Annotated in this window: 10 protein-coding genes; 7 read left to right on the top strand and 3 right to left on the bottom strand. The window is 71.7% G+C overall.

Annotated features, from left to right (window positions below; translation table 11 throughout):
* Nucleotides 1-193: 193 nt before the first annotated feature.
* Both treY and glgX read right to left on the bottom strand, forming a co-directional pair.
* Nucleotides 194-2,545 carry a malto-oligosyltrehalose synthase gene (gene treY / locus BLW82_RS10095; protein WP_177232901.1) on the bottom strand — a complete coding sequence of 784 codons (2,352 nt, stop codon included), beginning with the start codon at nucleotides 2,543-2,545 and terminating at the stop codon, nucleotides 194-196.
* A gap of 159 nt (nucleotides 2,546-2,704) precedes the next feature.
* Nucleotides 2,705-4,813 (bottom strand): glycogen debranching protein GlgX, encoded by a 2,109-nt coding sequence (gene glgX, locus BLW82_RS10090; RefSeq protein WP_093498467.1) that lies wholly within the window; start codon nucleotides 4,811-4,813, stop codon nucleotides 2,705-2,707.
* Nucleotides 4,814-5,009: 196 nt separating this feature from the next.
* Between glgX and BLW82_RS10085 the strand changes: the two genes are divergently transcribed.
* The 4 genes from BLW82_RS10085 (at nucleotide 5,010) to BLW82_RS10070 (ending at nucleotide 9,402) form a co-directional block, all read left to right on the top strand.
* On the top strand, nucleotides 5,010-5,825 hold the full coding sequence (locus BLW82_RS10085) for a Tat pathway signal sequence domain protein (RefSeq protein WP_093498466.1): 816 nt from the start codon (nucleotides 5,010-5,012) through the stop codon (nucleotides 5,823-5,825).
* A 57-nt stretch (nucleotides 5,826-5,882) separates the two neighbouring features.
* Nucleotides 5,883-7,223, top strand: coding sequence for a copper amine oxidase (locus tag BLW82_RS10080; RefSeq protein ID WP_093498465.1), 1,341 nt, complete (start codon nucleotides 5,883-5,885; stop codon nucleotides 7,221-7,223).
* A 102-nt stretch (nucleotides 7,224-7,325) separates the two neighbouring features.
* Nucleotides 7,326-8,567 (top strand): SAV2148 family HEPN domain-containing protein, encoded by a 1,242-nt coding sequence (locus tag BLW82_RS10075; protein WP_093498464.1) that lies wholly within the window; start codon nucleotides 7,326-7,328, stop codon nucleotides 8,565-8,567.
* Between the two features lie 115 nt (nucleotides 8,568-8,682).
* The gene (locus BLW82_RS10070; RefSeq protein ID WP_093498463.1) at nucleotides 8,683-9,402 is read left to right on the top strand and encodes a 3'-5' exonuclease; all 720 of its coding nucleotides are present in this window, start codon (nucleotides 8,683-8,685) and stop codon (nucleotides 9,400-9,402) included.
* Between the two features lie 112 nt (nucleotides 9,403-9,514).
* Here the strand turns inward: BLW82_RS10070 and BLW82_RS10065 are convergent, their stop codons facing one another.
* Nucleotides 9,515-10,378, bottom strand: coding sequence for a phosphotransferase enzyme family protein (locus tag BLW82_RS10065; protein ID WP_093498462.1), 864 nt, complete (start codon nucleotides 10,376-10,378; stop codon nucleotides 9,515-9,517).
* Between the two features lie 197 nt (nucleotides 10,379-10,575).
* Between BLW82_RS10065 and BLW82_RS10060 the strand changes: the two genes are divergently transcribed.
* Genes BLW82_RS10060 through BLW82_RS10050 form a run of 3 tightly spaced genes read left to right on the top strand, consistent with a single transcriptional unit; the run spans nucleotide 10,576 to nucleotide 13,597 of the window.
* On the top strand, nucleotides 10,576-11,490 hold the full coding sequence (locus tag BLW82_RS10060) for a carbohydrate ABC transporter permease (RefSeq protein WP_093498461.1): 915 nt from the start codon (nucleotides 10,576-10,578) through the stop codon (nucleotides 11,488-11,490).
* Nucleotides 11,487-12,320, top strand: coding sequence for a carbohydrate ABC transporter permease (locus BLW82_RS10055; RefSeq protein WP_093498460.1), 834 nt, complete (start codon nucleotides 11,487-11,489; stop codon nucleotides 12,318-12,320). The genes BLW82_RS10060 and BLW82_RS10055 overlap by 4 nt, the downstream gene beginning before the upstream one ends.
* Nucleotides 12,320-13,597, top strand: a complete 1,278-nt coding sequence (locus BLW82_RS10050) for an ABC transporter substrate-binding protein (RefSeq protein ID WP_093498459.1) — start codon at nucleotides 12,320-12,322, stop codon at nucleotides 13,595-13,597. Before BLW82_RS10055 ends, BLW82_RS10050 begins: the two co-directional genes overlap by 1 nt.
* Nucleotides 13,598-13,638 lie beyond the last annotated feature (41 nt).

The following is a 13,638-nucleotide window of genomic DNA, read 5'->3' as shown; positions in this document are numbered from 1 at the left end:
GCCGATAACCGACGCGGTCTGCGACCGGCAAGTTTCAGCAAACCGACGGATCAGCCACATATTCACTCGTACGAGTGAATTCTGGTACCAGTACCCGCCAGTTCCAGCCAGACCCCTTCAGCCGTGTCAGTCCTCTGTTAAAGCCCTCTGTCGGTTCCTGTCGGCCCCCCCCTCGGTTCCTGTCGGCCCCCGGTCAGCCCTCGTCTCCCACCCGCTCCAGCAGCGCCACCGGCAGCCCCTCGAAGAGCTCGCCCGCACGCACGTGCCCCGTGAACTCCCGCTCCGGAGCCAGCAGGTCCGCCCAGCGGCCCGGCGGCAGCGGCAGGACCGTGTCCCGCCAACCGCCCGCTTCGGCCAGCCGCAGCGACAGCCGGGTCACCGCCGTGACCACCTCCCCGGAGCGCGCGAACGCCAGGCAGTGCGCGGCGGCCGGCCCCGTGGCGGCCAGCGGCGTGTACGACGCCGTGCCGCCGAAGACGTCCGGGCGCCGCGCCCGCAACCGCAGCGCGGCCGCCGTCACCGCGTCCTTCTCGCCCGGGTGTTCCGGCGGGAAGGCGGCCGGCCGCCGGTTGTCCGGGTCCACCAGCGCCCGGTACTCGCCCTCCGTGCCCTGGTAGACGTCCGGCACCCCCGGCATCGTCAGATGGACCAGGGCCGTCCCCAGCACGTTCGCCCGCACATGCGGCTCCAGCGCGGCCCGGAAGTCCGCCACGCGCTCTCCTGGCGCCCCGCACGGCCCCGCCGCGACGAACGAGACCACCGCCTCCTCGTACGGCGGCTCCTGCTCCGTCCAGCTCGTGTACAGGCCCGCCTCCCGCACGTGCTTCACCAGCGCCCCCCGGACCCGCTCCGGATCCGCCGGGCCGAGCCCGAACACCGTCTGCCAGGCCGCCCAGGCCAGCTGCGCGTCCGGCACCCCCTCCTCGTCCCGGGTCACCTCGGCCAGCACGTCCACCCAGCGCTCCGGGCACTCCGTCAGCACCGCGAGCGCGGCCCGTACGTCGGCGCTGCGCTTGGTGTCGTGCGTCGTCACCACCGTCCCGGTGAGCGGCCAGTCGCGCTGCACGCGCGCGCAGTACGCGTGGAAGGCGTCGGGGGACACGCCGGGGCTGCCCGGGTCGCCGCCCACCTCGGTCGCCGACAGCAGCGGCACATAGCGGTAGAACGCCGTGTCCTCCACGGACTTGGCCCGCAGCGCCGACGCGGTCTGCGCGAACCGCGTGCGGAACTCCTCGACCTCCGGGCCGTCCCCCGCCAGGAGCAGCCCGCGCACCACGTCCACCGCGCCGCTCTCTTCGGGCACCACGAAGGCCCGCCGGGCCTCCTCGGCGGCCTCCGGGGTGACCACGGAGGCCACGTCGCCGGAGGCGTACGGCCGGTACACGCGCATGCGCACCAGCAGCTCCTGCAGCGCGGTGCGCAGCGCCCAGGGCGCCCGGTCGCGCAGCGCGGGGTCCGGCGACGTCGCGCACACGCGCGTGGCCGCCCGCGTCAGCCGGTCCGTCTCGGCCGCCAGCTCGTGCGTGATCACCTTGTACGCCGCCCGCCGGACCGTGGCCGCCCAGTCGCCGCCCCGGTCCGTCTGCGGGGCCGCGAAGCTCCGGTAGCCGCCGAGCAGTTCAGCCGCGCCCGCGGTATCCGTGAACAGGCCGTCCACGTGCCGCAGGGCGTCGTACCCGGTGGTCCCCGCGACCGCCCAGCCGGCCGGCAGGTGCTCACCGTCGGCCAGGATCTTCTCCACCACCGTCCAGCGTCCGCCGGTCGCCTCGTGCAGCCGCGCGAGATAGCCGTCGGGGTCGGCGAGGCCGTCGGGGTGGTCGACGCGCAGCCCGTCCACCACGCCCTCGTGCAGCAGCTGGAGGATCTTGGCATGGGTGGCCTCGAACACCTCCGGGTCCTCCACCCGCACCCCGATCAGCTCCGAGATGCTGAAGAACCGCCGGTAGTTCAGCTCGGTGCGGGCCAGCCGCCACCACACCGGGCGGTACCACTGGGCGTCCAGCAGCTCCGGCAGCGGCAGGTCCGCCGTGCCGTCGCGGAGCGGGAAGGCGTGCTCGTGATACCGCAGCACGTCCCCGTCGACCGCCAGCTGCCCCAGCACCTCGCCGACCGGGCCGCCCAGCACCGGCACCAGCAGCTGCCCCCCCTGTGCCTCCCAGTCGATGTCGAACCAGCGCGCGTACGGCGACTTCGGACCCTCCCGGAGCACCTCCCACAGGGCGTGGTTGTGCCGGGGGGACATCGCCATGTGGTTCGGCACGATGTCCACGACGAGGCCGAGACCGTGCTCCCGCGCGGTCCGCGACAACGCCCGCAGTCCCTCCTCGCCGCCCAGCTCCTCGCGCACGCGCGCGTGGTCGACCACGTCGTAGCCGTGCATGGAGCCCGGGACGGCCTCCAGGACGGGGGAGAGGTGGAGGTGGGAGACGCCGAGCGAGGCGAGGTACGGCACGGCGGCTCGGGCGGCCGGGAAGGGGAAGCTGGGCTGGAGCTGGAGTCGGTAGGTGGCTGTCGGCACGGTGAGGGCGGTTCGCTCGGCTGTCATGCGGACGTATGTACCCGTCTGGTCGGCTTCTGTGTCACGGGGTGCGGTACCCCGCCCCAAAGGGGCGCGGGGTCGTGTCGACTCCGCGGCTCCACCGCGTGGACGGGACCAGCCCCCAACGGCCCGCACCTGCCCAACGGCCCGTCGGAGCACGCATCCCTACGCCGGCCTCTTCAACACGGTCAGGCTCCGGCCCACCAACGTCAGACGTTCGCCGCCGTCCACCTTCGGTCCGGCCGACACCGGCTCCGCCTGCGCCGTGTCGACGACCACCTCCCACTGCCGGCCGTGGTTCACCGGGACCACGAAGTCCAGCGGCTCCGGCGACGCGTTGAACATCAGCAGGAACGAGTCGTCGGCGATCCGCTGGCCCCGTGTGTCCGGTTCCGAGATCGCGTTGCCGTTGAGGAAGACCGTGAGGGCCGACGCCTGGGCCGAGTCCCAGTCCCGCTGGACCATCTCGTGGCCCTCGGGGGTGAACCAGGCGATGTCGGAGAGCTCGTCGTGGGTGCCCTCCACCGGGCGGCCGTGGAAGAAGCGGCGGCGCCGGAAGACCGGGTGCTCCTTGCGCAGCCGCGCCATCGCGCGCGTGAAGGCCAGCAGCTCGCTGTCGTCGTCGGGGGCCGGCCAGTCCACCCAGGACACCTCGTTGTCCTGGCAGTACGCGTTGTTGTTGCCCTGCTGGGTGCGGGCGAACTCGTCGCCGTGGCCGAGCATCGGCACGCCCTGGGACAGCATCAGCGTGGCGATGAAGTTGCGCATCTGCCGTTCGCGCAGTTCGAGGATCGCGGGGTCGTCGGTGTGGCCCTCGGCGCCGCAGTTCCAGGACCGGTTGTGGCTCTCGCCGTCCCGGTTGTCCTCGCCGTTGGCCTCGTTGTGCTTGTCGTTGTACGACACCAGGTCGTGCAGCGTGAAGCCGTCGTGGCAGGTGACGAAGTTGATGGAGGCCAGCGGGCGGCGGCCGTCGTCCTGGTAGAGGTCGGAGGAACCGGTCAGCCGGGACGCGAACTCCGCCAGCGCGCGCGGCTCGCCGCGCCACAGGTCGCGCACGGTGTCCCGGTACTTGCCGTTCCACTCCGTCCACAGCGGCGGGAAGTTGCCCACCTGGTAACCGCCCTCGCCGACGTCCCAGGGCTCGGCGATCAGCTTCACCTGGGAGACGACCGGGTCCTGCTGCACCAGGTCGAAGAACGACGAAAGCCGGTCCACCTCGTGGAACTGCCTCGCCAGGGTCGCCGCGAGGTCGAAGCGGAAGCCGTCGACGTGCATCTCGGTGACCCAGTAGCGCAGTGAGTCCATGATCATCTGGAGGACGTGCGGGGACCGCATCAGCAGCGAGTTGCCGGTGCCGGTGGTGTCCATGTAGTAGCGCGGGTCGTCCGTCAGCCGGTAGTAGGACGGGTTGTCCAGGCCCCGGAAGGACAGCGTCGGGCCCAGGTGGTTGCCCTCGGCGGTGTGGTTGTAGACCACGTCGAGGATCACCTCGATCCCGGCCTCGTGCAGCGCCCGGACCGCCGACTTGAACTCCAGGACCTGCTGGCCGCGGTCGCCCCAGGAGGCGTACGCGTTGTGCGGGGCGAAGAAGCCGATGGTGTTGTAGCCCCAGTAGTTGTTCAGGCCCATGTCGACCAGCCGGTGGTCGTTCATGAACTGGTGGACCGGCATCAGCTCCAGGGCCGTGACGCCGAGCGCCGTCAGGTGCTCGACGACGGCCGGGTGGGCCAGGCCCGCGTAGGTGCCGCGCAGCTCCTCCGGCAGGCCCGGGTGGCGCATGGTCAGGCCCTTCACATGGGCCTCGTAGATCACCGTGTGGTGGTACTCGGTGCGCGGCCGCCGGTCGTCGCCCCAGTCGAAGTACGGGTTGATCACCACCGACGTCATGGTGTGCGGCGCCGAGTCCAGGTCGTTGCGCTTGTCGGGGTCGCCGAAGTGGTAGCCGTACACCTCCTCGCCCCAGCGCACCGACCCGCTGACCGCCTTCGCGTACGGGTCGAGCAGCAGCTTCGCCGAGTTGCAGCGCAGCCCGCGCCCGGGGTCGTACGGGCCGTGCACCCGGAAGCCGTACCGCTGTCCCGGCATCACGCCGGGCAGGTAGGCGTGCCGGACGAAGGCGTCGCTCTCCCGCAGTTCCACCGCCGTCTCGGAGCCGTCGTCGTGCAGCAGACACAGCTCCACTCGGTCCGCGGCCTCCGTGAAGACCGCGAAGTTGGTCCCGGCGCCGTCGTACGTGGCGCCGAGCGGATATGCCTCTCCAGGCCAGACCTGCATGAAGTCGACTCTTCCAGGTGTGTCCTGCGCCCGGGGGCGCCTTGGTCATGAGTCTGCCCGAAAGTAATGGAACCCCTCGTGACTTACGTCCCTCTTACCCCGCGACCAGTGCACACAGCAGCCCGTGTGGCGACGTGTGCCGAACCAGTGGGGCAATCACGTACTCCCTGTGACCGAGGGGGAGTAGGGGGAAGATGTGCGCAAGATAGTGCACCGCCATCTGGGCAAGGTGGTGGCCGGTGCGGGACTGGCGGTCGCGGGGACCGCCGTGATGGTCGGGATCACCCTGCCGGGCACGGCGGGGGCGAACGAGTCGGGAGGCGGCGACGGGAACGGCGCGGTCGCCGCACAGCAGGCGGGCCAGGGACAGGACGCCGTCAAGCCGGGCGTGGTGGAACAGGCGCCGGCCGAGGGGAAGAAGGGCACGGGCAGCGACCCGCTGACCGACGACGAGACCAGGCGCGTCGAACAACTCGCTCTGACCAAGCAGATGTTCAGCGCCGGGGAGAACGTCGAGGGCCGGCGCGGCCCGCAGCGGCTCAGCGTCGATCTCGCCGAGCCGGACGCGAACGAACTGGACAGCTCGGACGCGCCGCGCCGCGCGGACGTGACGTTCTACGACTACCGGGACGACACCCTCGTCACCCGGACCGTCAACCTCGACACCGGCAAGGTCGAGCACACCACCAGCAGCAAGGGCGTCCAGCCGCCGCTCAGCCACGACGAGAACGTCGAGGCGATCAAGCTGCTGGTCGCCGACCCGCTCGGCGCCGGCCTGAAGGCGGACTTCAAGGACGCCACCGGCACCGCGCTGACCGATCCGGAACAGCAGCTGCTGCTCAACAGCGCGGTGTACCGCGCGACTCCGGGCGCCCAGCCCGCCGCCCTCGGCACATGCGGCCAGCACCGCTGTGTGCGGCTCTTCCCGAAGGTGAAGAACGGGCCGTGGATCGACGCCAGGTCGCTCATCGTCGACCTGAGCGCGCGCAAGGTCGTGAAGCTCGGCCGCTGAGCCGGCCCCTCCGTTCACCTTTCCACCTGCATCTCCCGTACCAGGAGTCACTTCGTCATGCCCGTGAACCTGCGCGCGAGCACGCGCGTGCCCAGAATCCGTCATGCCCGCAGGACGGCCGCGGTGGGCCTGGCCGCGGTCGCGCTGGCCGCCGGCGCCACCACCGCGGCCGGACCCGCCGTCGCCCAGCCGAAGCGGGCCGCCGCGGCCGCCGCCGACTGCTCGGCCGCCTACCGGATCGAGCAGAAGCTCTCGACCGGGACCACCTGGCGGATGTGCTGGCGCTACGACAGCAAGGCCGGACTCGTCCTGGAGCACATCTCCTACCAGCCCAAGGGCGAGTCGGCCCCCATCAAGGTCCTCTCCAGCGCCCGCCTCGCGCAGATCGACGTCCCCTACGACGACGGCAGCGTCGAGTACGACGACCTGACCGGCTTCGGGTTCGCCCAGGGCCTGGTGCCGCTCGACTCGGCCGAGTGCCCCGGCGGCACCATCAAGACCGTCAAGGTCCCCGAGGCCTGGGACCCGGCCCACCCCAACGTCAACGGCCTGTGCACCACCACCCGTTCGCGTGGCCACGCGTACCGGATGCAGGCCGACACCGGCAACCGGGTGTACCAGCAGCAGGGCAAGGACCTGCTCATCTACACCGTCAACAAGGTCGGCTGGTACGAGTACATGACCGAGTGGCGGTTCCAGGACGACGGCACGATCAACATGAACGTCGGCGCCACCGGCAGCCTCTCGCCGGGCGACTACGACGCCGGGGACGGCCGCGGCTGGCCGATAGGCAAGGGCGCCCACGCCTACGCCACCAGTCACGCTCACAACGTCTTCTGGAAGCTGGACTTCGACCTCGACGGCTCCTCCAAGAGCCGTGTCGAACAGTACGACTCGAAGGTCAGCGCCCCCACGCGCGGCCAGGAGGCGCCCACCGACAAGACCACCCTCACCGATGTCACCAAGGAACTCGCCGGCGACGCCGAGAACATGCGCTGGTGGCGGGTGGTCAGCACGGCCGGCAAGAACAAGGACGGGCACGCGCGGTCCTACGAGATCGTTCGGGGTGCCAGCAACAAGTACCCGGGCCACGCCTTCACTTCGCACGACGTCTACTTCACCCAGTACGACAAGTGCGAGCAGTTCGCCAGTAACAACCCGGGCTGCCCGAGCGGTCACCCCAAGACCGTCGACAAGTTCGTGAACGGGCAGACCCTCACCAACCCCGTGGTCTGGGTGAACGTGGGTTTCCACCACATCGCGCGCGACGAGGACCAGCAGCCGATGCCGGTCCACTGGCAGGGCTTCTCCATCGCCCCGCGCGATGTCACCGCTATGAATCCGCTCACTCCGGCAGCTCTTGCTGATCAGAACGGTCAGCCCGGAAACGGTAGTTGAGAAACGACCTGTCCATCCGGCTGCACCGCCGACCACTCCCGGAGTACCCTTCCTTGATCGTTGGCACAGGGAGAGCTCGGGGGAGCGGAAGGCGGTGCACGGGTGGGCTCGGGAGGCCTGGAGCTGCCCCCTGGTGACGAGGGTCACGAGGGGAACTCCACAGACGTCCCGCCCGGCGCGGTGTCCCTGGCCCGGCCGATGGACGCCACGGGCTCCATCGGGCCGGAGCTGGAGTGGGACGCCGACGCCTGGCTGGAGGTGCGTACGCGCGCCCAGCGGGCCGGCCGGGCCTACATCTGGCTGAACCTCGTCGAGCAGCGGATGCGCGCGGTCGTGGCCGCCGTGCTGCGGCCCATCTACGAACCCGTCCACGGCGACGAGTGGGTGGTCGCCGCCGCCGGCCCGGCCGGCCAGGAGTGGGTCCAGCGGGCCGTCGCCGTGCGCGAGGTCAGCCGCCGCAAGGGGTACCTGCTCGATCCCGCCGACGACAACGTGCTCAGCTTCCTCACCCTGCCGCAGCTGCGCGAGCTGATGGTCCAGCACTGGCCGTGCTTCGAGCCGTACTTCGACGAGCGCCGGGACGTCGAACTCGCGCTGGACGAGCTGGAGGTGACCCGCAACGTCGTCTCCCGCAACCGGGCGCTGTCCGGGGCCGTCCTCGACCAGGCCGAGCGTGCCTCCGCCCGGCTCCTGGAGATGCTCGGCGCGGGCGGCGACGTGCCCTCGGCACGCCGGCTGCCGGTGGACGCGGTGGAGGACCTGGTCGGCGACCGCTACGCCGACGTCGTCGCCGTCCACCCCGACCGGGTCCGCCTCATGCGCCAGTTCCCGGCCGAGGACCTCTTCGGCGGGGCCCGTCGCCTGGACGCCATCGGCATCGGCCTCAACCTGCTCGTGCAGAACTTCTCCGGCCGCCGGCTGGTGCGCCTCGCCGAGACCGGCTGCCGGGTCCGCCTCCTCTTCCTCAACCCCGCCTCCAGCGCGGTCAAGCGCCGAGAGCGCGAACTCGGGATGAAACGGGGCGAGCTGGCCCGCTCGGTCGAGATGAACATCCTCCACATGCGCCGCGTCCGCTCCCGGCTGCGCGATCCGGGCGCCTTCGAGATCCAGGTGTACGACGACACCCCCCGCTTCTCCGCCTACCTGGTCGACGGGGACGGCGCCGACGGCGTCGGGATCATCCAGTCCTATCTGCGCGGGGCGCGCGGGATGGAGTCACCGGTGCTGGTGCTCCGCAACGGCAGCAAGGTGGTCAAGTCGGACGACGTCGTGGAAACAGGTCTCTTCCCGACGTACCGCGAGGAGTTCGAGACGGCTTGGGCGGATTCGCGCCCGGTGTCCTGACGCGTGCCCGCGACGGTGACCCGTGGGTAAGCGGAACGCGGTCCTCTGATTGTCAGTGGGGCATGCGAGGGTGGAGACCACTGGGGGAAAGCACCACCAAGAAGGGGGGCCGCCCATGGGCTGGCACCAGGAGCTCCTGATCGGCTTCGACCTGGAGACGACGGGTACGGATCCGCGCGAGGCGCGGATCGTCACGGGGGCCGTGATCGAGGTCAGGGCCGGGCAGGAACTGGGCCGCCGCGAGTGGCTGGCGGATCCGGGCGTGGAGATCCCGGCCGAAGCGGTCGCGGTGCACGGCATCAGCAACGAGCGGGCGGCGGCCGAGGGCAGACCGGCCGACCAGGTCGCCGACGCCCTCGCGGACGTCCTCACCGGCTACTGGAAGACGGGCGTCCCGGTCGTCGCCTACAACGCGACCTTCGACCTCACCCTGCTCTCGGCGGAGCTGCGCCGGCACGGACTGCCGTCCCTCTCCGACCGCCTCGGCGGCCTCGACCCGGCACCGGTCGTCGACCCGTACACCATCGACCGCTGGGTCGACCGCTACCGCCGCGGCAAGCGGAACCTGGAAGCGGTGTGCGCCGAGTACGGCATCACCCTCGCCGCCGCCCACAACGCCTCGGCCGACGCGCTCGCCGCGGCGCGCCTGGCCGGTGCGATAGCCGAGCGGCACCCGAAGATCGCGGCGCTGGGTCCGGCGGAGCTGCACCGGCGCCAGGTGGAGTGGTACGCGCAGTGGGCGGCGGACTTCCAGCAGTTCTTGCGGCGCAAGGGGGAGGCCGACGCGGTGGTGGACGGGGCGTGGCCGTTGCGGGAACTGGCCGGCGCCGTCTGAGTGCCGGGCCGGTCACGTGGTTCGTTTGCCGCGGGCCGGTGGGGGCTGGGCGCGCCCACGCGGCGGAGACGCACAGGGACACAACTCCACGCCCCTGAAGGGGCGCCGTGGTTCAGAAGGGATACCACCGCACCGACTCGTCGCCCTCCCGTAGCGACGCCACCCGGCGCTCGAATTCCGCCAGGGCCTTCGGGTTGCTCGGGGCGTGCTGGGCGACCCATGCGCAGCTCGCCGTCTCCCGGGCACCGCGCAGCACGCCGCACCCCTCCCACTCCCGCACATCCCATCCATAGGCCTGGGTGAACGCGTCGTACCCCTCGGCGGGCAGCCCGTACCGGTCGCGGGACAGTGCCATCACCACCAGGTCGTGCTCGCGCAGGTCCGAGGAGAAGGTCTCCAGGTCGACCAGGACCGGGCCGTCCGGGCCGACGTGCACATTGCGGGGGAGCGCGTCCCCGTGGATCGGCCCCGGTGTCAGATGGGGTGTCAGCGCGGCCGCGGCCGCGGCGAAACCGTCCCGGCGCTCCCGGAGATACGCCGCGTCGGCGGGGTCGATCGCCGCGCCGGCCAGCCGCAGCCAGCGCTCCACACCGTCCAGCAGCTCGCGGGGCGGCAACGCGAAGGGAGGAGAGGGCAGGGCGTGCACGATCCGCAGCAGTTCGGCCAGATCCCGCGGCTCGGCCGGCCGCACCGGATCCGGCAGCCGGTGCCACACCGTCACCGGGTGGCCTGCGACGAGCAGCGCCTTCGGCTCGGCGGCGCGTACGGCCGGTACGTCCGCCTCCGCCAGCCATCCGGCGATCGCCAGCTCACGCCGGGCCCGGTCGAGGAGCTCGGCGTCCCGGCCGACCTTCACCACCAGGTCCCCGGCCGCGAACACCGCGTTCTCGCCCAGCGCCAGGAGCGGGGCGTCGGCCGCCGCACCGGGCAGGACACCCGCCGCGGCCAGTACGTCCCGCGCCCGTGCCTCGTCCATCGCCCGCCTCCGTGTCCGTTCCCGGCGCCCGGGTGCCCGCCGCTGTGCGGGTGCACACGGCGTCGCCTTCTCGCCGTCCGGCGGCCAGTCTCGCATCCGCGGAGGTGGGACGGTGTGCGCGGTGTCTTGACGGGGCAACCGGCCTTCACGACCATGTCCAGGCCCGGCCGGGCCGCGCAAAGGGGGACGACGTGGCATTGGTTACCGACGTGGCGAGTGCGGGGCGGCCGGCCGCCGCCCGTGTCAACGGCCGCGGCGCCTGGTTCCTGGTCCTGCCCGCCCTGATCCCGATCCTCGTGCTGAGCGTCGGTCCGCTGCTCTACGGGATCCTGCTGGCGTTCACCGACGCCCAGTCGGGCCGGACCGCGGCGACGCGGTGGATCGGCGGTCTCAACTTCCGGGACCTGCTGCACGACACCCTCTTCTGGGAGTCGTTCCGGATCGGCCTGGTCTGGGCCGTCGGCGTGACCGTGCCCCAGTTCCTGCTCGCTCTCGGCCTCGCCCTCCTCCTCGACCAGGAGTTGCGGCTGCGCTGGCTGGCCCGCGCGCTCGCGATCGTGCCGTGGGCGATGCCCGAGGTCGTCGTCGGCATCATCTGGCGGCTGGTCTACAACCCCGACGCGGGTGTCCTCAACGTGACCCTGCGCGACCTCGGCCTCGGCGACGGCCGGGACTGGCTGAGCGGTCTCGGCACCGCCCTGCCCGCCGTGATCGTCGTCGGCGTCTGGGCCGGGATGCCGCAGACCACCGTCGCCCTGCTGGCCGGACTCCAGAACACCCCGCGCGAACTGCACGAGGCGGCCGCCGTGGACGGCGCCGGCGCCTGGCGCCGCTTCCGCGCGGTCACCTGGCCCGCCCTGAGGCCCATCGCGCTGGCCGTCACCGCACTCAACCTGATCTGGAACTTCAACTCCTTCGCCCTGGTCTACGTCCTGACCAACGGCGGCCCCGGCGGCAAGACCCGGCTGCCGATGCTCTTCGCCTACGAGGAGGCCTTCCGCTACGGCCAGTTCGGGTATGCGGCAGCGATGGGCTGTGTGATGGTCGCGGTGATCGCGGTGCTGCTGGCCGTCTTCCTGACCGGCCGGCTGCGGGGCGGTGAGGACGCGTGAGGACCCGTACCGCAGCCCGCGCCGGCCAGTACGCGGCCCTGCTCGCCTATCTTGTCTTCCTGGCCTTCCCGCTCCTGTGGCTGCTCTCCACCGCCTTCAAGTCCCCGCAGGAGCTCGGCAGTCTGCATCCGACCTGGATCCCCAGGCACCCCACCCTGGACAACTTCCGCCAGGCCTTCGACGAGCAGCCCCTGCTGCGCGCCGGCCTCAACTCGCTGCTCGCCGCGCTCGGCGCCGCGCTGATCGCCGTCGTGCTCGCGACCCCGATGGCGTACGTCATGGCCCGGCGCCGCACCGCTCTCTCCCGGGCGGCGACCGGGTGGGTGGTGATCAGCCAGGCGTTCCCGTTCGTCCTGGTGATCATCCCGCTGTTCCTGGTGCTGAAGAACCTACGGCTCGTCGACTCCCTGTTCGGGCTGGTGCTGGTGTACGTGGTGTGGGCGCTGCCGTTCGCGCTGTGGATGCTCGTCGGATACGTCCGCGCGGTGCCCGTGGAACTGGAGGAGGCGGCGGCCGTCGACGGGGCCGGCCGGCTGCGGACGCTGGTGTCGGTGACGGCACCGCTGCTGGCGCCCGGGATCGTGGCGACCGGGCTGTTCGCCTTCGTCACCGCATGGAACGAGTTCTTCTTCGCGCTGGTGCTGCTGAAGACTCCGGAGAAGCAGACCCTGCCGGTCGTCCTCACCCACTTCATCGGGGCGGAGGGCGTCGCCGACCTGGGCCCGCTGGCGGCCGCCGCCTTCCTCGCCACCCTGCCCTCGCTGGTCGTCTTCGCGCTGGTCCAGCGGCGGATCACGGGCGGGATGCTCGCCGGGGCGGTGAAGAGCTGATGCGCACCCGGATCGGCTCGGCCGTCGTCGCACTCCTCCTGCTGCTCGCGGGCTGCACCTCCGCCGCCCGCACCGGCGGCCCCGTCACCCTGCGGTTCCAGTCCCTGGCCTGGCAGGACGAGTCGGTCGCCGCCAACAAGGAGCTGGTGAAGGAGTGGAACGCCACCCACAGGGACGTCAAGGTCGAGTACGTCCAGGGCAGTTGGGACAGTGTCCACGACCAGCTGCTGACCTCCTTCGAGGGCGGGGAGGCGCCGGACATCATCCACGACGCCTCCGACGACCTCGCGGACTTCGCCTATGGCGGCTACCTCGCCGACCTCTCCGGTCTGCTGTCCCACCGCCTGAAGTCCGACATACCGCAGCGCAGTTGGCGGACGACGACCTTCGGGAACGGCATCTACGGGGTGCCCTTCCTCCAGGAACCGCGGGTACTGATCGCCAACAGGACCTGGCTCGCCGAGGCCGGGGTGCGGATCCCCACCCCCGCACACCCCTGGACATGGGTGGAGTTCCGGAAGATCACCAAGCGGCTCTCCGGCGACGGCAGGTACGGCGTCGCCTGGCCGCTCAAGGAGCCGGTGTCCGCCACGCTCAACCTGTCGCTGTCGGCCGGCGGGCAGCTCTTCCGCCGGGGCGCCGACGGCAAGGTGACCGTGCGGTTCGGGGCCGCCGACCAGGTCGTGCCGCGCACGGTCCACGACCAGGTGAACATCGACCACAGCGCGCCCGGCTCCACCCTGGGCAGCGGCGGTTCGGACACCCTGCCGGGCTTCTTCGGCGGCAAGTACGCGATGGTCCCGCTCGGCTTCTCCTACCGCCAGCAGATCGTCCAGCAGGCACCCAAGGGCTTCGACTGGGAGGTGCTGCCCGCCCCGGCCGGTGCCGACGGGCTCGCCCAGGGCGTCAGCCCACAGACGCTGTCCGTCGCCGCGGACAGCCCGCACAAGAGGGAGGCGGCCGAGTTCATCGACTTCCTGCTGCGGCCGGAGAACATGGTCCGGCTGGCGCTGGGCGACTGGATGCTGCCCACCGGCACCCAGGCCCTGCAGGACCCCGCCCTGCACACCGCCAAGTACGGCTGGGCCACCGGCACCGCCCTGGCCGGACACCTCAGCCCGGCCCCCGCCCAGACGGTCCGCGGCTACCCCGAGTGGAAGGACAAGGTGGCCACCCCGGCCCTCCAGGAGTACTACAGCGGCGCCGTCGGCCTCGACGAACTCCGCCGGCGCCTGGAGAAGGACGGCAACCTGGTACTGGCCCGCTACCAGCGCTGAGGCCCGCAAGGGACAGGGCCCGTCGGCTCCCCCGGAGACCA

The organism is Streptomyces sp. Ag109_O5-10, assembly GCF_900105755.1.
Classification (GTDB): Bacteria; Actinomycetota; Actinomycetes; order Streptomycetales; family Streptomycetaceae; genus Streptomyces.
This window is presented reverse-complemented; position numbering and strand designations above follow the sequence as displayed.

What these genes read in the sequence shown, in the direction of transcription:
- treY (WP_177232901.1), bottom strand. Translation starts at nt 2,545, where the DNA reads ATGACAGCCGAGCGAACCGCCCTCACCGTGCCGACAGCCACCTACCGA.
- glgX (WP_093498467.1), bottom strand. Translation starts at nt 4,813, where the DNA reads ATGCAGGTCTGGCCTGGAGAGGCATATCCGCTCGGCGCCACGTACGAC.
- BLW82_RS10080 (WP_093498465.1), top strand. Translation starts at nt 5,883, where the DNA reads ATGCCCGTGAACCTGCGCGCGAGCACGCGCGTGCCCAGAATCCGTCAT.
- BLW82_RS10070 (WP_093498463.1), top strand. Translation starts at nt 8,683, where the DNA reads ATGGGCTGGCACCAGGAGCTCCTGATCGGCTTCGACCTGGAGACGACG.
- BLW82_RS10065 (WP_093498462.1), bottom strand. Translation starts at nt 10,378, where the DNA reads ATGGACGAGGCACGGGCGCGGGACGTACTGGCCGCGGCGGGTGTCCTG.
- BLW82_RS10050 (WP_093498459.1), top strand. Translation starts at nt 12,320, where the DNA reads ATGCGCACCCGGATCGGCTCGGCCGTCGTCGCACTCCTCCTGCTGCTC.